This is a genomic window from Streptomyces sp. JLBT605 (assembly GCF_058215555.1).
In genome coordinates this window covers 964,186-981,316 of record NZ_CM177087.1, presented here as the reverse complement: position 1 = coordinate 981,316, position 17,131 = coordinate 964,186, and the positions used below count along the sequence as shown (strand labels likewise).

12 protein-coding genes are annotated in these 17,131 nt (G+C 74.5%); 11 read left to right on the top strand and 1 reads right to left on the bottom strand.

Translation table 11 applies throughout. The features are described 5' to 3' along the window. Window positions 1-64: 64 nt before the first annotated feature. The 9 genes from AC4BDD_RS04595 (at window position 65) to AC4BDD_RS04555 (ending at window position 13,403) form a co-directional block, all read left to right on the top strand. Entirely contained in the window at window positions 65-712 is a 648-nt protein-coding gene (locus AC4BDD_RS04595) for an HAD family hydrolase (protein WP_490689671.1), read from the top strand. 498 nt (window positions 713-1,210) lie between these two features. Next, window positions 1,211-2,287: a methionine ABC transporter ATP-binding protein gene (locus AC4BDD_RS04590; RefSeq protein WP_490689670.1), complete on the top strand. Its 1,077-nt coding sequence runs from the start codon at window positions 1,211-1,213 to the stop codon at window positions 2,285-2,287. Then, window positions 2,284-2,964 carry a methionine ABC transporter permease gene (locus AC4BDD_RS04585; protein WP_490689669.1) on the top strand — a complete coding sequence of 227 codons (681 nt, stop codon included), beginning with the start codon at window positions 2,284-2,286 and terminating at the stop codon, window positions 2,962-2,964. Before AC4BDD_RS04590 ends, AC4BDD_RS04585 begins: the two co-directional genes overlap by 4 nt. A 151-nt stretch (window positions 2,965-3,115) precedes the next feature. Next, window positions 3,116-3,928, top strand: a complete 813-nt coding sequence (locus tag AC4BDD_RS04580; protein ID WP_490689668.1) for a MetQ/NlpA family ABC transporter substrate-binding protein — start codon at window positions 3,116-3,118, stop codon at window positions 3,926-3,928. 157 nt (window positions 3,929-4,085) lie between these two features. After that, window positions 4,086-4,724 (top strand): GNAT family N-acetyltransferase, encoded by a 639-nt coding sequence (locus AC4BDD_RS04575; RefSeq protein ID WP_490689667.1) that lies wholly within the window; start codon window positions 4,086-4,088, stop codon window positions 4,722-4,724. Window positions 4,725-4,835: 111 nt separating this feature from the next. Further along, complete coding sequence (gene cbiE, locus AC4BDD_RS04570; protein WP_490689666.1) at window positions 4,836-6,083, top strand: precorrin-6y C5,15-methyltransferase (decarboxylating) subunit CbiE; 1,248 nt, start codon at window positions 4,836-4,838, stop codon at window positions 6,081-6,083. Between the two features lie 219 nt (window positions 6,084-6,302). Continuing rightward, complete coding sequence (cobT, locus tag AC4BDD_RS04565; protein ID WP_490689665.1) at window positions 6,303-10,955, top strand: nicotinate-nucleotide--dimethylbenzimidazole phosphoribosyltransferase; 4,653 nt, start codon at window positions 6,303-6,305, stop codon at window positions 10,953-10,955. A 354-nt stretch (window positions 10,956-11,309) separates the two neighbouring features. Then, on the top strand, window positions 11,310-12,533 hold the full coding sequence (gene cobA, locus AC4BDD_RS04560; RefSeq protein WP_490689664.1) for a uroporphyrinogen-III C-methyltransferase: 1,224 nt from the start codon (window positions 11,310-11,312) through the stop codon (window positions 12,531-12,533). A gap of 51 nt (window positions 12,534-12,584) precedes the next feature. Continuing rightward, the gene (locus AC4BDD_RS04555) at window positions 12,585-13,403 is read left to right on the top strand and encodes a TrmH family RNA methyltransferase (RefSeq protein WP_490689663.1); all 819 of its coding nucleotides are present in this window, start codon (window positions 12,585-12,587) and stop codon (window positions 13,401-13,403) included. A gap of 74 nt (window positions 13,404-13,477) precedes the next feature. Here the strand turns inward: AC4BDD_RS04555 and AC4BDD_RS04550 are convergent, their stop codons facing one another. Next, on the bottom strand, window positions 13,478-14,860 hold the full coding sequence (locus AC4BDD_RS04550) for a serine/threonine-protein kinase (protein WP_490689662.1): 1,383 nt from the start codon (window positions 14,858-14,860) through the stop codon (window positions 13,478-13,480). 650 nt (window positions 14,861-15,510) lie between these two features. Between AC4BDD_RS04550 and AC4BDD_RS04545 the strand changes: the two genes are divergently transcribed. Further along, a complete protein-coding gene (locus tag AC4BDD_RS04545; RefSeq protein WP_490689661.1) occupies window positions 15,511-15,750 on the top strand; it encodes a hypothetical protein in 240 nt (79 codons plus the stop codon). A 213-nt stretch (window positions 15,751-15,963) separates the two neighbouring features. Further along, complete coding sequence (locus tag AC4BDD_RS04540) at window positions 15,964-17,061, top strand: phosphotransferase enzyme family protein (RefSeq protein WP_490689660.1); 1,098 nt, start codon at window positions 15,964-15,966, stop codon at window positions 17,059-17,061. Window positions 17,062-17,131: the final 70 nt, after the last annotated feature.

The following is a 17,131-nucleotide window of genomic DNA, read 5'->3' as shown; positions in this document are numbered from 1 at the left end:
CCCCCGCGCCCACGCGTAGGGTGGCGGTCTCCCAGCCTGTCGATTCCGCGAGGGGAGACTTTCGTTGAGGATCTCTGCCGATGCCCTGCTGTTCGACAACGACGGGACGCTGGTCTCCTCGATGGAATCGGTGGTCCGCTGCTGGACCCGCTGGTCCCGTGAGTACGGCATCCCCCGCGAGGATTTCGCACGCGTCGAGCTGCACGGCCGCCCGGCGGCCGCCGTCATCGCCGATCTGCTGCCCCGGCAGCGGGTGGCCGGTGCCCGGGCGCGGATCGACGAGCTGGAGCTCGACGACGTCCCCGGCGGCGTGACCCTGCTGCCGGGCACCGCCGAGCTGACGGCCGCGCTGCCCGCCCACCGCTGGGCGGTGGTCACCTCCGCCAACCGCCAGCTGGCCGAGGCACGCCTGGCCGAGGTCGGGATCCAGCCGAAGGTGCTGGTCAGCGCCGACGACGTGACCCGGGGCAAGCCCGACCCGGAGCCCTATCTGCTGGCGGCGCGGCAGCTGGGGGTGGACCCGGCCCGCTGTGTGGTCTTCGAGGACGCCCCGGCCGGGCTCCGGGCGGGGCGCGCCGCGGGGATGCGGACGGTGGGCCTGGCCACCACCGGAGCCCGCGAGGAACTGGACGCCGATGCCGTGGTGCGGGACCTGTCCTCGGTGTCGGTGCGGGTCACGGGGGACACGCTGGAGGTCACCGCGCGCGACTGAGCGCGCGGCCGAGCGGGCATCCGTGCTGCTCAGAGGCGTGTACCGGTGGCGTCGTGCCCACATGCTGACCGACTCTGTCCGCTATTCGGACATGGTTGATGGCTTCATCATCTTGTCTGCTTTACTTGCCCGCATGACCACGACGAGCACCCGCACCTTTGCGACCGAGGCGATCACGACGCCCGGTGCTCGCTGTATGTGTCGAATGTGTGACTGCTGAGGGCCCCTGCCTGCGCCTCGCGCCCCGAAGCGAGATCTCCCCTCCCTGAGCCCGGATCCGGGCGAGGAAGCTCAAGCCCCGCCGGCCTCGATGACGTCCCCGTCGTCACCGCCCCGGGCAGCTCCGGCCTCCGGCCGAGGGGACTGACCCGCACCGCGTCACCAGAACCCGCAACCGCGCATCGCGCCGCCGGCGGGCCCTGACATGCCGCGTTCCGCAATGAATGCCCCGTGCCCGGCGGCAACCCCCGCCGCGCACTCGACAGTGACGGAAACCCTGTGATCACCACAACGGGCCTCACCAAGGTCTACCGCTCACGAGGCCGCGAGGTCACCGCCCTCGACGGTGTCGATCTGCACGTCCGCGAGGGAGAGGTGTACGGCGTCCTCGGCCAGAGCGGCGCCGGCAAGTCCACCCTCATCCGCTGCGTCAACCTGCTGGAGCGCCCCAGCTCCGGCACGGTCACCGTGGACGGCCAGGACCTCACCGCGCTGGCCGGCCGCGGCCCGCGCGCCGGCAAGGCGCTGCGCCAGGCCCGCAGCCGCATCGGCATGGTCTTCCAGCACTTCAACCTGCTCTCCGCGCGCACCGTGCAGGGAAACATCGAGCTGCCGCTGGAGATCCTCGGCGTCTCCGGCAAGGAGCGCTCGCGCAAGGCGCTGGAACTGCTGGACCTGGTCGGCCTCTCCGACAAGGCGAGGGCCTACCCCGCCCAGCTGTCCGGCGGCCAGAAGCAGCGCGTGGGCATCGCCCGGGCGCTGGCCGGTGACCCCAAGGTGCTGCTCTCGGACGAGGCCACCAGCGCCCTGGACCCGGAGACCACCCGCTCGATCCTCCAGCTGCTGCGCGACCTGAACCAGCAGCTGGGCCTCACCGTGCTGCTGATCACCCATGAGATGGACGTGGTCAAGACGATCTGCGACTCGGCCGCGCTGATGCGCGGCGGCCGGATCGTGGAGTCCGGCACGGTCGCCGAACTCCTCGCCACCCCGGGGGCGGAGCTGGCGCGGGCGCTGTTCCCGGTCGGAGGCGAGCCTTCCGGCCCGGACCGCACCGTCATCGACGTCACCTTCCACGGCGAGGCCGCCACCCGTCCGGTCATCTCCGAGCTGGCCCGCACCTACAACATCGACATCTCGATCCTGGGTGCCGCGATGGACACCGTGGCGGGCCGGCAGGTCGGCCGGATGCGCATCGAACTGCCCGGCCGCTTCGAGGAGAACGTCGTCCCCATCGGCTTCCTGCGCGAGCAGGGGCTCCAGGTCGACGTGGCCGACGTCGCCCACCCGGCGCCGGCCGACGCCGCGCCGCTCGCCGACACCGCCGCGCTCAAGGTCAAGGAAGGTGCCAAGTGACCTGGTCGGAGATGCAGCCCCTGCTGGAGCAGGCGTCCGATGAGACCTTCTACATGGTCGGCTGGTCGGCCCTGATCGCCATCCTCGGCGGCCTGCCGCTCGGTGTGCTGCTGGTCGTCACCGACCGCGGCGGGCTGCTGCAGAACACCCTGGTGAACAAGGTCCTCGGGCAGGTCGTGAACATCGCCCGCTCGATGCCGTTCATCATTCTGATGGTCGCCTTGATGTCCTTCACCCGGTGGGTGGTGGGCACCACGATCGGCCCGGACGCCGCGATCGTCCCGCTGGCCATCGGCGCCATCCCGTTCTTCGCGCGGCTGGTGGAGACCTCCGTCCGGGAGGTCGACCACGGGCTGGTCGAGGCCGTCCAGTCGATGGGCGGCAGCACCTGGACCGTGGTCCGCAAGGTCCTGCTGCCCGAGGCGCTGCCCTCGCTGATCGCCGGTGCCACCACCACCATCGTGGCGCTCATCGGCTACTCGGCCATGGCCGGCACGGTCGGCGCGGGCGGTCTCGGCGACCTCGCCGTCCGCTATGGATACGAGCGCTTCGAGACCGACCTGATGTGGATCACCGTCGGCATCCTCGCCGTCGTGATCTCCCTGATCCAGCTGGCGGGCGACCTCGCCGCCCGGCTGCTCTCCCATCGCGGCCGCGCCGCCTCCAAGTCCTCCTGACCCGGCCGGCCGGGACTCCCGGCCCCCGGCCCCCGGCCCCCGCAACCCCCCTCGCACCCCCCACGGCCCAACCCCCCGAACCCGAACTCCACGCGGACTGTCCTCGGGCACCCGCGGCGGGCCCGTACACCCAGGAAGAAAGGCACTTTTCGTGCGTAACTCTGCCAAAATCACCGCTGTCGCCCTCGCTGTCGGAGCCCTCACCCTCGGGCTCACCGCCTGCGGCGGGGACACCGACGACGACGCGTTCGTCGTCGCCGCGAGCCCGGTCCCGCACGCGGAGATCCTGAACTACGTCAAGGACAACCTGGCCAAGGACGCCGGCCTCGACCTGAAGGTCAAGGAGTTCACCGACTACGTCACGCCGAACACGGCGCTCGAAGACGGCTCGGTGGACGCCAACTACTTCCAGACCCAGCCGTACCTGGACGACTTCAACAAGGAGAACGGCACCCACATCGTCTCGGTGGTCTCCATCCACCTGGAGCCCCTCGGGCTCTACTCCAACGACCTGAAGAAGGCCGACGACCTTCAGCAGGGCGCCACCATCGCGGTGCCCAGCGACGCGGTGAACGAGGCCCGTGCGCTCAGGCTGCTCGACGCCAACAAGATCATCACCCTCAAGAAGGACGCCGGCTCCAACGCCACCACCAAGGACATCGAGAAGAACCCCAAGGGCCTGAAGTTCAAGGAGCTGAAGGCCGCCCAGCTGCCGCGCTCCCTGGAGGACGTGGACGCCGCCGTCATCAACGGCAACTACGCCATCGAGGCCGACCTCAAGCCCGCCGAGCAGGCGCTGCTCCTGGAGTCCCCCAAGGACAACCCGAACACCAACCTGCTGGCCGTCAAGAAGGGCCACGAGAACGACCCGGACGTCAAGAAGCTCGCCAAGCTGCTGACTTCGCCCAAGGTGAAGAAGTTCATCGCGGACACCTACGACGGCTCCGTGATCGCCACCTTCTGAGCCGGTTCCCGCAGGCGCAGGGCTCCCGTCGAAGCGGACGGGAGCCCTGCGTCATGGGTATCCCTGCTGCACGTCACCGGGCCGATACTGCATGCTGGGCTCTCCCGATGGCCCCCGGCCCGCGTACGGCCTCTCGGCCCTGGTTACGGAGCGACATATGACATCCACCTTCCCGGACATCTCCATCAACACGGACCGGCTGGTGCTGCGCCCGTTCACCGTCACCGACGCCCCCGAGCTGACGGACATGATGAACGACGAACTCGTGACCGCCTGGACCGCCGTCCCGCACCCGTACACCACCGCCGACGCGCACACCTGGATCACCCGGATCGCGCCCGCGATACGCACCGGGGGCCAGGGCATCGTCTTCGCCGTCACCGAGTTCCTCACCCAGCGGCTGGTCGGCATCGCCCAGTTGAGCCACACCGACTGGCGCTGCCGCTCCAGCGAGATCTCCTACGTCACCGCCCCCTGGGCCCGCGGCGAGGGCTACGCCTCGGAATCCGTCCTCGCCGTCGCCGGGTGGCTCTTCGGCGACCAGAAGTTCGAGCGGATGGAACTGCGCACACCCGCCGACAACACCGCCGCCCAGCAGGTCGCCCAGAAGATCGGCTGCATCAGCGAGGGCGTGCTGCGCAACGCCTGGATAGCCCGGACCCAGACCGAGGACGGCGGCTGGACGGACATCCGCACCGACCTCATCGTCTGGAGCCTGCTGCCGGAGGACCTGGAAGGCGCGATGGTGGAGCTCACCGACGGCTCCGGCTACGCCGCCTATCCGGAGTGGAGCTGAGGCGACCGCCTCCGCCGGTCCGACGCCGCCGGGGTACGCTCGGGCCAGCCCCACACCGCGAGCCCATGCGCCGCGATCGACCTGCGAAGAAGACCGGGAGAGAACACGACGATGGCCGACCGGGTCACGGTGATCGGTTGGGACGGCTCCCCGCTGACGGACGCGGCTCGCTCCGCCGTCGCCGCCGCCACCCTGGTGGCCGGCGCCGCCCACCATCTCGCGCTGCCCGAAATCCCGCCCGCCGCCGAGCGGATCCGGCTCGGCAGCGTCGACCTCGCCGCCCGCCGCATCGCCCAGCACCGCGGCTCGGCCGTGGTCCTCGCAGACGGCGACCCCGGCTTCTTCGGCGTCGTACGCACCCTGCGCGCACCCGAGTACGGCCTGGAGGTCGAGGTGGTGCCCGCCGTCTCCTCCGTCGCCGCCGCCTTCGCCCGGGCCGGGATGCCCTGGGACGACGCCCAGGTCGTCGTCGCCCACAGCCGCGATCTGCGGCGCGCCGTCAACGTCTGCCGCGCCCACACCAAGGTCGCCGTACTCACCTCACCCGGCGCCGGCCCCGCCGAACTCGCCCTGCTCCTCCAGGGCGTCCACCGCACCTTCGTCATCTGCGAGGCGCTCGGCACCGAGCAGGAGGAGGTGACCGTGCTCACCTCCGAGAAGGTCGCCGACCACACCTGGCGCGACCCGAACGTCGTCCTCGTCATCGGCGGCAGCGGCATCCGGCCGGCGCCCGCACCCGGCCGTGGCCACTCCCGGACCGACGCCCAGGGCGGCTGGATCGCCGGACGTGACCTTGGTTACCCGCCGGCCCTGCGCGGCTGGGCACTGCCCGCCCCCGCCTACGCCACCGTGCTGGGCGAGGACGAGTCCCCGCAGCTGCGCGCCGCGCAACTCGCGCGCCTCGGGCCGCGGGTGGGCGACCTGGTCTGGGACATCGGCGCGGGCAGCGGGGCCGCCGCCGTCGAGGCGGCCGGATTCGGCGCGGCGGTCATCGCCGTCGACCGGGACGCCGACACCTGCGGCCGGGTCGCCGCCCTGGCCAGGCGCTTCGGCGTCCAGCTCCAGGTCGTCCACGGCCTCGCCCCGCAGGTGCTGGAGGACCTCCCCGAGCCGGACGTGGTCCGCGTCGCCGCCGGAGGACCGGAGACCGTGGCCGCCTGCGCCGCCCGCCGACCCGAGCGCATCGTGACGCACGCCGCGACCCGCGACGGGGCCGAGGCCATCGGCGCGGTGCTGCACGAGGCGGGTTACGGCGTCGAATGCGTCCTGCTGCAGTCGGTGGAGCTGGACACCCGCCAATGGACCGAGCGCGAGCGCGCCGTCAGGTTCCTTTTGTGTGGTCACAGGCCCCACCCGTGACCTGCCCGAGCCGGGCGCCAGGTAGGCTGGCGGATCGTTGTACCGACTGTACCGCCGCCCGGCGTTCGGCACTTTGTACGCCAATGGCCGGAATGCGCCCTCTTCTTGGCGGGCCGCGGTACGGCAGGGCCGGGGACGTGCAACGTGCCGCGCACCGCGCACGCTCGTTCTTGCTGTAGGCGGGTTGGAAGGAGCACTAGCGATGGGCGAGGGGAACGCATGACCGACACCGGCCAGGTCCCGGACGAGGGACTGCCGGAGAACGCAGGCGGACAACCCGGACTTCCGCCGCACTCCGCGTACACCTACCTCGATCCGCAGCACGCCCAGGCAGCGCACCCGGGGCAGCACGCCGACGGAGCGCACGACACCGGCGGCTACGACGACGACCTGCTCCTGATGCCGGGCGCCCAGGGCGCCTGGAGCGAACACCAGCCGCAGTACCAGCAGCCCGCGGAGAGCGTCCCCGTCCCCGTTCCCGGTATGCCCGACGGCAGCGCCGCGCCCGGCGCGTACCCGTCCGTCGCCGCCCATGACACCGCTTATGACACCGCCTACGACACCGGCGTGGCCGGGTACCCGGACCCCTCGATCCCACAGGCCGCCGCTCCGCAGCAGGGCCCGGTGACCGCTGCCGCCGGCCCGGCCCGCCGCCCGCTGCACATGGGACCGCCGGTGCCGGATCCGCCCACCGGCTCCGTGGTGCGCTCGCTCGCCGACCGCGGCCCGGCCGCCGCTCCGCCCGCCATGACCCAGTCCGCCCCCTTCCCCCAGCAGGGCCCGCCGTCGGGGGAGGTCGTGTACCTCGACGCGCCGCCCGAGCAGTCCGCCGAGCCGCTGCCCGGTCCGCGGCCGGGTGAGCTCCCCCCGCAGGGCGAGCCCTGGACGGACCAGCCGCAGCAGGCCGTTGCCCCCCAGGGGCAGGCCCCCGGTCTCGACCCCCAGCCCGCCGACCCGGCGCAGAGCGAGCCCGCCGCCCCGGTGGTTGGCACGGACGCCGCCGCGACGGCCGCCGAGCACGCTGCCACGGGGGAGGGGCTGCCGGTCGCCGAGGAACAGCCGCTGCCCGGTGAGGTCCCGGCCGCCCCGGTGCCTGCCGGTGACCTGCCGCCGGACACGGCCGCCGCCGCACCGCAGGAGGGCATGGAGTGGGGCGCGCCGGACCAGACCCCGGTCGGGGTCGGGGCGTCGGTCGTGCCCGGCCAGCAGCCCCACGCCGGAGCCTCGCTGCCCGGCCCCGCGGCAGCCGACGGTCCGTACGTCCCGCCGCAGGCAGCCCAGCCCGGCCCGCCGGGCGAACCGCACGGCGTGGCGGTCGCGTTCGTACCCGCACAGGCCACCGACGAGCCGACTCTCCCGACCGCTGGACCGGTGCCCGGACCGCAGGCGCCGGAGCCCGCCGACGCGGAGCCGTCCGCGCAGCCGCTGCCCGTCCCCTCCCAGGCCGACGCCCCTCAGGCGACGCAGCCGGCGGTGACCGGTCAGGGCATGCCGGAGCAGCCGGGCGCGCTTCCGGCCGAACTGCCCGCCGAGACCCCGGTCGGACAGCCGTCCGCGGAGGGTACGGGCGCGGTACCCGACGCCGCCCCGGCCACCCCGGAAGGCGCGGAGAGCGTCCCGGCGGCCGGCGGCGAGCCGACGGCCGAGAGCCCGTCCCCGGCCGACGGCCCGGCAGAGCCCGGCAGCGCCGTGCAGCCGGTTGTCACCGTGCAGCCGGGTGTCACCGCGCAGGCCGACGACTCGGCGGCGGGAGGCGACGCGGCACAGACGGAGGCCGCGGTCCAGCCGGACACCGCCGCGCAGGCGGACGGCCAGGTGCGGCAGCCCGACGCCGCCGCGCAGGCGGACACGCCGACCCGGCCCGATGCCACGGCCCCGTCCCAGGCGCCGGCTCAGATCCCGGGTCAGGTTCCGGCGCAGGCCGACGCCGCCCAGCCCGTGGCACCCGCGCAACCGGATGCCGCCGCGGCGCAGGTCGACACCGACACGCCCGCCGCCGTCAACGCCGAGCAGGCAGACGTGCAGGCCGCCCCTGCGCCCGTGCGGTCCGACGATTCAATACACACCGCCGCCGACCCGTCTCCGCGCGCCGAGGAGGCCGCGACGGCCGAGGGCCCGCAGGGAGCGGCGCCCGACGCGCCCGCGCCGGTCGCCCCCGGTGCCGAGTCCCCGGCCGCGCCGGTCGAGGAGACCGCGGAGGCCGGGGTGCCCGGCGACGGGACCCCCGGAACCCCCACCGGGCAGCAGCCGCTTGCCGAGCAGCAGGGGCCCGCGGAGGAGCAGCCCGCGGTGGCACAGCAGGTCCTCGTCGCGGAGCAGCCCGCCGACGCGGCCACCACGCCGGACGCGGCGGCGGAGCAGGCCCAGGAGCAGACCGGGGCCGTGGCACCCGAGTCGGCCGAGGTCGCGGACCCGGCCGCCGGACCGGAGCCCGAAGCCGGCGCGGAGCCCGAGGCCGTACCGGAGCCCCAAGCCGTACCGGAGACCGAAGCCGTCGTGCCCGCGACCGTGGTGCCCGAAGCCGTCGTGCCCGCGGCCGTCGAGCCGGTAGCCGCCCCCGCCGGGGCCGAGTCCGGCGAAGGGGCCGCTGCCCCGCGGCCGGCCGACGCCGACGCGCCGGGTCCGGCCCCGCAGCCGGAACCCGAGCCGGTGGTCGAGGCGGCTCCGGCCGCCGAGCAGCCGGTTCCGGCCCAGGCGCACGGCCCAGAAACAGCGGAAACAGCGGAAACAGCAGAGGCAGCAGAGGCAGCAGAGGCCGCAGGCCAGGCCGCCCCCGCCGACGCGGCCGGCACACCCGCCGACGCCGGCCCCGCCGCCCAGCCGGCACCCGCCGAGGCGGCGGCCCAGGAGCCGCAAGCCCAGCCGGGCCCGGAAGCCCGGGCAACCGAGCAGGCCACCGAGACAGAGCAAGCCACCCCGGCACAGCAGAGCCCCGAGGCAACCCAGGACACCGAGATCAGCGCACCGGACCACCAAGAAGAGGCAGCTCAGGACAGCGAGACGGCAGCGGACACCGACGTGGCACAGGAAGTCGAGGGAGCCCAGCCGCAGCCGACACAGGCGCGGCCCGCTCCGGAGAGCGCGGACGCCGCAGCGGCGCCCCAGGACCTCCCGGCGCAGCCGGCCGCACCGGTCGGCCCGCCCGCCGAGGGCTACGGTGAGGCTGAGCGCGCGGCCGTCCACCGCGTGATGCGCGAGCGCCGCGACATCCGCAACGGCTTCCGCGCCGACCCCATCCCGCACGAGGTCCTGCTGCGGGTGCTGGAGGCGGCGCACACCGCTCCCAGCGTCGGTCACTCGCAGCCGTGGGACTTCGTCGTCATCCGCTCCGAGGAGACCCGGCGGGCGATGCACGAGCTGGCCAACCGTCAGCGCGAGGCATACGCCAAGTCCCTCCCCAAGGCGCGGGCCAAGCAGTTCAAGCAGCTGAAGATCGAGGCCATCCTCGACACCCCGGTCAACATCGTGGTCACCGCCGACCCGACGCGCGGCGGCCGGCACACCCTCGGCCGGCACACCCAGCCGCAGATGGCCCCGTACTCCTCCGCGCTGGCTGTGGAGAACCTCTGGCTCGCCGCCCGCGCCGAGGGCCTCGGCGTCGGCTGGGTCAGCTTCTTCGACGAGCGCGAGATGGTGCGCGAGCTGGGCCTGCCCGAGCATCTGGAGGTCGTGGCGTATCTGTGCGTCGGATACGTCGACGAGTTCCCGGACGAGCCCGAGCTGATGCAGGCCGGCTGGTCCAAGCGCCGTCCGCTGTCGTGGGTCGTCCACGAGGAGACGTACGGACGGCGGGCGCTGCCCGGCGAGCAGCCGCACGACCTGCTCCAGGAGACCCTCCGGGGCATCCGCCCGCTGGACGCCAAGGCGCTCGGCGAGGCGTGGGAGCGGCAGAAGCGCATGACCAAGCCGTCCGGCGCGCTCGGCATGCTGGAGATCATCTCCGCGCAGCTGAGCGGACTGTCCCGGAAGTGCCCGCCGCCGATCCCGGAGCCCGCCGCCGTGGCGATCTTCGCCGGCGACCACGGGGTGCACGCCCAGGGCGTCACCGCCTGGCCGCAGGAGGTCACCAGCCAGATGGTGGCCAACTTCCTGGGCGGCGGCGCGGTCTGCAACGCCTTCGCCAACCAGGTCGGCGCGGAGGTGTGTGTCATCGACGTCGGCGTGGCGGGCGAGCTGCCCAGCACGCCGGGCCTGCTGCCGCGCAAGGTGCGCCCGGGCACCGACGACTTCACCGTCGGGCCCGCGATGAGCCGCGAGGACGCGCTGCGCGCCATCGAGGTCGGCATCGAGACCGCCCGTGACCTGGTGGCCGCCGGGAACAAGGCGCTGCTCACCGGGGAGATGGGCATCGCCAACACCACCGTGTCGGCGGCGCTGATCTCCGTCTTCACCGGCACCGACCCGGCCGAGGTCACAGGGCGGGGCACCGGCATCAACGACGAGATGCACGCCCGCAAGGTCGACGTCGTCCGCCGGGCGCTGGAGCTGCACCAGCCCGACCCGGCCGACCCGATCGGCGTGCTCGCCGCGGTCGGCGGCCTGGAGCACGCGGCCATCGTCGGCCTGCTGCTCGGCGGCGCCTCGCTGCGCACGCCGGTGATCCTGGACGGGGTCAGCGCGGGCGCCGCGGCGCTGGTCGCCCGCGCGATCGCACCGGAGGCGCTGGCGGCCTGCATCGCCGGTCACCGCAGCGCGGAGCCCGGGCACCGGGCGGCGCTGACCAAGCTTGGGCTGCGGCCGCTGATCGACCTCGATCTGCGGCTGGGCGAGGGCACCGGTGCGCTGCTGGCCCTGCCGGTGGTGCAGAGCGCCGCCCGGGCGATGCACGAGGTGGCGACGTTCGACTCGGCCGGCGTCACCGAGAAGGGCTGACCGCCCGAGCCGCCCCGTCCCCGCGGCCTCCCGCGGGGGCCGGGCGCACGGCCCGGACACGGATCCGGCCCCGGACTCGCGGCCGGATCCGGGGCCGCATGGGCTTGGACACCCCGGCCCCCGCGGGCCTGCCCCCAGCCCATCCGGCACCATCCGCCCCGCCCCGCCCGGTCCGGCTCCTGACGCCGCGCGGCCCGGTCGGTGCCCGGAGTGATCCGCACCGCAGGCGCGGGGGGATACGACGGTGCCGCCGCAGGTCGTAGGGTATGCGCCAGGGGGCCGGTCGTCCCCAGTTGACCAGCCGCTTCAGTGCCGCAGCGGCCAGCGCGACCTTACGAGGAGAGCCGCACCGCCATGCCCGAGAACTTCGCTTACCCCGTCGGCCTGCGCCTGACCGGTCGGCGCGTCGTCGTCCTCGGGGCGGGCCAGGTCGCCCAGCGCCGGCTGCCGGCGCTGATCGCGGCGGGCGCGGACGTCCTGCTGGTGTCGCCGTCCGCCACCCCCTCCGTCGAGGCCATGGCCGATGCCGGTGAACTCCGCTGGGAACGCCGCCGCTACCAGGAAGGCGACTTCGAGGGCGCCTGGTACGCGCTGATCACCACCGATGACCCGGAGGCCAACGCGGCCGCCTCCGCGGAGGCCGAGGCGCGGCGCGTGTGGTGCGTGCGCAGCGACGACGCCGAGGCGGCCTCGGCATGGACCCCGGCCACCGGCCGCAGCGAGGGCGTGACGGTCGCCGTGCTCACCGGCAACGACCCGCGCCGCTCGGCCGCGGTCCGGGACGCGGTCGTCGAAGGGCTGCGGGACGGTTCGCTCGGCGCGCCGCACCGGCGGGCCAGGCCGGGCGGCGTCGCCCTGGTCGGCGGCGGTCCGGGCGATCCGGACCTGATCACGGTGCGCGGCCGGCGGCTGCTCGCCGAGGCCGACGTGGTCATCGCGGACCGGCTCGGCCCCCGCGACCTGCTCGACGAACTCCCGCCGCACGTCGAGGTCATCGACGCCGCGAAGATTCCCTACGGCCGGTACATGGCCCAGGAGGCCATCAACGCCGCACTGATCGAGCACGCCGAGGCCGGCAAGGCCGTGGTGCGTCTCAAGGGCGGCGACCCGTTCGTCTTCGGCCGGGGCATGGAGGAGGCCGAGGCGCTCGCCGCGGCCGGCATCCCGTGCACCGTCGTGCCCGGCATCTCCAGCTCCATCAGCGTGCCCGCCGCCGCTGGGATCCCGGTCACCCATCGGGGCGTGGCTCATGAGTTCACCGTGGTCAGCGGCCATGTCGCGCCGGACGATCCGACCTCGCTGGTCGACTGGGCGGCGCTCGCCAAGCTGCGCGGCACCCTGGTCCTGCTGATGGCCGTCGAGAAGATCGGCAAGATCGCCGCCACGCTGATGGCCCACGGCCGGGACGCGGCCACCCCGGTCGCCGTCGTCCAGGAGGGCACCACCGCCGCCCAGCGGCGGGTCGACGCCACGCTGGCCACGGTGGGGGAGCGGGTCGTCGCCGAGGGCGTGCGGCCGCCGGCCGTCATCGTGATCGGCGACGTCGTCGGCATCGGCGTCGGCCGAGCCACCCGTTGACCGACCCCAGGCGTCGTTGGCACCACAACCAGGACAAGGCAGTATCACCCCGTGGCTGAACTCATCACCATCGAGGACCCCGATGACCCCCGCCTGCACGACTACACCGGCCTGACCGACGTCGACCTGCGCCGACGGCGCGAACCGGCCGAGGGCCTGTTCATCGCCGAGGGCGAGAAGGTGATCCGGCGTGCCCGGCAGGCCGGTTACCGGATGCGTTCGATGCTGCTGTCGGCCAAGTGGATCGATGTGATGCGCGACGTCATCGACGAGGTGCCCGCGCCGGTCTACGCGGTCAGCCCCGAGCTCGCCGAGCGGGTCACCGGCTACCACGTCCACCGGGGCGCCCTCGCCTCGATGCAGCGCAAGCCGCTGCCCGGGGCCGAGTCACTGCTCGGCACCGCCCGACGCGTCGCCGTCCTGGAATCGGTCAACGACCACACCAACATCGGCGCGATCTTCCGCAGTGCCGCCGCGCTCGGCATGGACGCGGTGCTGCTCTCCCCGGACTGCGCCGACCCGCTCTACCGGCGGTCGGTGAAGGTGTCGATGGGCGCCGTCTTCTCGGTGCCGTACGCGCGCCTGGAGACCTGGCCGCGCGGACTGGACGCGGTACGCGAGGCCGGGCTCACGCTGCTCGCCCTCACCCCGGACGCCAAGGCCACCGCGATGGACGAGGCCGCCCCGCACCGGCTGGACCGGGTCGCCCTGATGCTGGGCGCCGAGGGCGAGGGGCTCTCCCGGCAGGCGCTGATGGCGGCCGACGAATGGGTGCGGATCCCGATGGCGCACGGGGTCGACTCGCTCAACGTGGGCGCGGCCGCGGCCGTCGCCTTCTACGCCGTCACCACCGGCCGGCCGCAGGGCTGACCCCGACGGCGCCACCCCGGCCGGCCGCTGGAGGTGACCATGCGTCGCCACCTCGGCCGGCCGCACCGGGGCCTTCAGACCTCTCCGGTCTCCTCGCCCGCTTCCGCGGCCGGGTCCGGCAGTGGCGCGGCCGGGAACTCCGGTGCCCGGAACTCCAGGGCCGGAGCCGCCAGGGCCGAGGACGGCGCCGTCGGAGCCGGCACCCGCGGCCGCTCGTCGCCCAGTCCGCGCGTCGGTCCCTGGCAGCCCTGCGCGGCCGCGATACCGAGCGCGGCCAGCAGCGTCACCACGACGAACACGATCAGCCGCTGCCGCAGCAGCCGCCGGTCCGGCCCGGCAGGCCGGCGCGCGCCCGCGCCGGTGCGCGCCGGCGGCCGCCCACCGGGGCGCCGGGACGGTGTCCGGCCCGCGGGGCGCGTGCGAGGAATCCGCCCGGAGGGGCGGGCGCCGTTACCCCCGGCCGTGCCCGGGCCGGTACGCGGGGCGGAGGGACGCGTGGCATGCGGGCGCGAGGTCGGCGTGCCCGCGGCACGCCGCTCGGTGCGCTGCCGCGCGTACTCGTCCGCGCGCCGCCCGGTCGGCCGCTCCTGCTGCTGCCGGGGCAGATCCGTACGAGGCTCCGCCGGACCGTGCCCGTGGGCCTCACGGGCCGCGATCTCCTTGAGCCGCAGCGACAACTGGAGTGTGCTCGGCCGGTCTTCCGGGTCCTTGGCGAGGCAGGCGTGGACCAGCGGCGCCAGCGCGTCGGGCACCCCGAGCAACTGCGGCTCCTCGTGCACCACGCGGTACAGCATCACCTCGGAACTGCCCTGCCCGAAGGGCGAGTCCGCGGTGCAGGCGTACGCCAGCGTGGCGCCCAGCGCGAAGACGTCCGTGGCCGGGGTCACCGCGGCGCCGCGCACCTGCTCGGGCGCGAGGAAGCCGGGCGAGCCGACCGCCGTGCCGACATGGGTCAGCGTGCTGGCGCCGGTGGCCCAGGCGATGCCGAAGTCGATGATCCGCGGCCCCTTGGGGGACAGCAGGATGTTGGAGGGCTTGACGTCCCGGTGCACCACACCCGCGTCATGCACCGCCAACAGCCCCTCGGCCAGTGCCGAGCCGATCGAGGCGACCTGAGCGGCGGGCAGCGGGCCGTCCTCGTTCACCTTGTCGTGCAGCGAGGGCCCGGGCACGTACTGCGTGGCGAACCACGGCCGGTCCGCCTCCAGGTCGGCGGCGACCAGCCGGGCCGTGCAGCCGCCGCGGATCCGCCGCGCCGCCGACACCTCGCGGGCGAACCGCGACCGGAACTCCTGGTCCTCGGCGAGGTCGGGGCGGATCACCTTCAGCGCCACGCGCTGCCCGCGCCGGTCGGAGCCGAGGTACACCACCCCCATGCCACCCGCGCCGAGCCGCCGGTGAAGGCGGAACGAGCCGACGACACGCGGGTCCTCGCGCCGGAGCCGCATCATCGTCATGTCCGTCCCCTGCCTCCGGTGGGGAGGCCCCACTCTCAACCTTCGCTGCGTCTGACGTGCCCCAGCTTACGGATTGAGCGCCCGGCTTGCTGCGAGGCCGCGCATGCGTCGGTCGACGGATTGTCAGAGAGGTTCCCCCGCCGCCGTCTCCGGCGGCCGATCGGCCACCCGCCGGAGGGGTTGGCCCACCGCTCCCCTCAAAGCCGTTGGAAGGAGGGGATGTTGACGGGATGGCGGATCAGCCGGCAGTCGCCGTCCGCGCGTCCGGGGCCCTGGCGGGGACGGATCGGCCGCCGCCGGGTCGGCCCGGACGACGGGCCGGAGCGGAGCACGGCCGAGGGACAACGCACGTGAGGGAAGTCACTCTTGCGGGCATCGCTGCCCGAGGCCGCCCCGGCACCGGTGGCCGGCCCTCCGCGCCGCGGCGGCCGTCCCCTCCGGGAAGACCCGGGGAACCCGGCGGGGCGTCTCCACCCAGGGGAGTAGGCGAAGTGGCCGGACATCATCCTCCTGGAGGCCCGGCAATCAGTACGAAGGCATGACGTCCACGACCGCCCCCGCGCCTACTGTTGAGATCAAGCGGCGGGCGCAGCACTCGTCCCCCGAGGTCAGACGCTCGCCGCTGTGGAAGTGACAGGGAGGAGAGGGCGATGGCGGACATCACGGCACGCACGGTCCTCAGGACGCGAGGCCGCCAGGGCGTCGACGCTCCCCCGGCGGTGGCCGGGACGGGCTCGCTCAGCGGCCACGGGCAGCAGCCGGGCACGCGTCATCCCCTGGTCGCGGCGGCGATGGTGCTGCCGCTGGCCACCCTCCTCACTGTCGTGTTCGGCGGCTGGGAAGCCGTCGTCACACAAGCGTCGTCCGTGGCGGGAATGCTGGGGCGCTGAGCGCCCCAGGTCCGGGAGAGCGGCCCGGACCGGGGACTTCCGGCCATTACCCCGTGGGGACGGGGGTGCGGCGGACGGCACGAATGCCCGGGCGGCCTGGGGAGGCTGCCCGGGCATCGAGCCGTGTCCGCACGCGAGCTCTTGAATCCACGGGATCCATCGGGCCCCCAGGTAGCATCCCCTCGACACGAGGCAACCGACCCTGGGGGAGCAGTGCGCGCAGGCTCCGGCGAACTCGCCCCGCCCCTCATACGGCAGCTCGCCGACGCCGCCCACCGGGCGTTCCCGCAGGCCGCGCGGGCCGAACCCACGCCACCCCCGCCGTACCGCGGCCTTCCCGGCAACCGACCCGAGGACGAGGCGGACGAGGCGGAGGACACCAGCGCCCCCAGCCACCCCGCGGCGCCCCGCCTCGCAGCAGGTGCCACCGCCCCCGCCGGTCAGCCGACGGTGCTCGCCGACCGGCCCGATGCCACCGTGATCCGCTGCGGGGCCGTCGTCGCCAAGGCACACGCCCCCGACACCGCGGCCTACGGAGGCCAGGAGCCCGCCGCGCTCACCGCCCGGCTCCGGCTCGCCGCGGACCCCCGGGCCGCCGGCATCCTGCTGGCCCCCCTGAGCCCCGATACCGCCCCGCTGCCCGGCGGGCGGACCGTGACCCTGTGGCCGTACGGCGTGCCCGTCTCCCCGGAGGACCCGGACGCGGTGCCCTGGGCGGAAGCCGGGACGCTCCTGGGCCGGCTGCACTCCCTCGCGCACACCGACCTGCCGACGCCGCTGCCGCCGATGCGCGGCCCCGCCAAGGCCGCTCAGGCGGTCCGCCGGCTCACCGCGTCCGCGAACCGGGACACGGCCGCGGCCCGCACCGTGCTGCGGGCCTGGGCCGGTCTGCCGCCCTGGGCCCGCGACGAGGGCCCGGGCCCCGGGCCGTACGTCGTCTGCCACGGAGATCTGCACCTGGGCCAGCTGGTGCGGCACCCGGCGCCCGACGGGCCCTGGCGGCTCATCGACATCGACGACCTGGGCATCGGCGTGCCCGCCTGGGACCTGGCCCGCCCGGCCGCCTGGTACGCCGCCGGGCTGCTCGCGCCCGCCGACTGGGACCGCTTCCTCGCCGCCTACCGTGCGGCGGGCGGCCCTGGCGCGGGCCGGGACGGCGACCCCTGGCCCGCGCTGGACGTGCCCGCCCGGGCGCTGACCGTGCAGTCCGCCGCCACCGCCCTCGCCAAGGCCGAAGGCTCTCCCTCCGGCCTGGAGGAGGCGGCCCAGGCCATGGTCGACGCCTGTGCCCGCATCATCTGCCTCGATTGAGGCCGTAGGGTGAACTCGACGTCGTCGCCAGGATGTTCCCGGCGGCGGTTCTGTCCCATGTATGAGGAGT

Excerpts from the sequence above, each read along its gene's own strand:
- AC4BDD_RS04575 (WP_490689667.1), top strand. The coding sequence starts at position 4,086 with ATGACATCCACCTTCCCGGACATCTCCATCAACACGGACCGGCTGGTG.
- cbiE (WP_490689666.1), top strand. The coding sequence starts at position 4,836 with ATGGCCGACCGGGTCACGGTGATCGGTTGGGACGGCTCCCCGCTGACG.
- cobT (WP_490689665.1), top strand. The coding sequence starts at position 6,303 with ATGACCGACACCGGCCAGGTCCCGGACGAGGGACTGCCGGAGAACGCA.
- cobA (WP_490689664.1), top strand. The coding sequence starts at position 11,310 with ATGCCCGAGAACTTCGCTTACCCCGTCGGCCTGCGCCTGACCGGTCGG.
- AC4BDD_RS04550 (WP_490689662.1), bottom strand. The coding sequence starts at position 14,860 with ATGACGATGATGCGGCTCCGGCGCGAGGACCCGCGTGTCGTCGGCTCG.
- AC4BDD_RS04545 (WP_490689661.1), top strand. The coding sequence starts at position 15,511 with ATGGCGGACATCACGGCACGCACGGTCCTCAGGACGCGAGGCCGCCAG.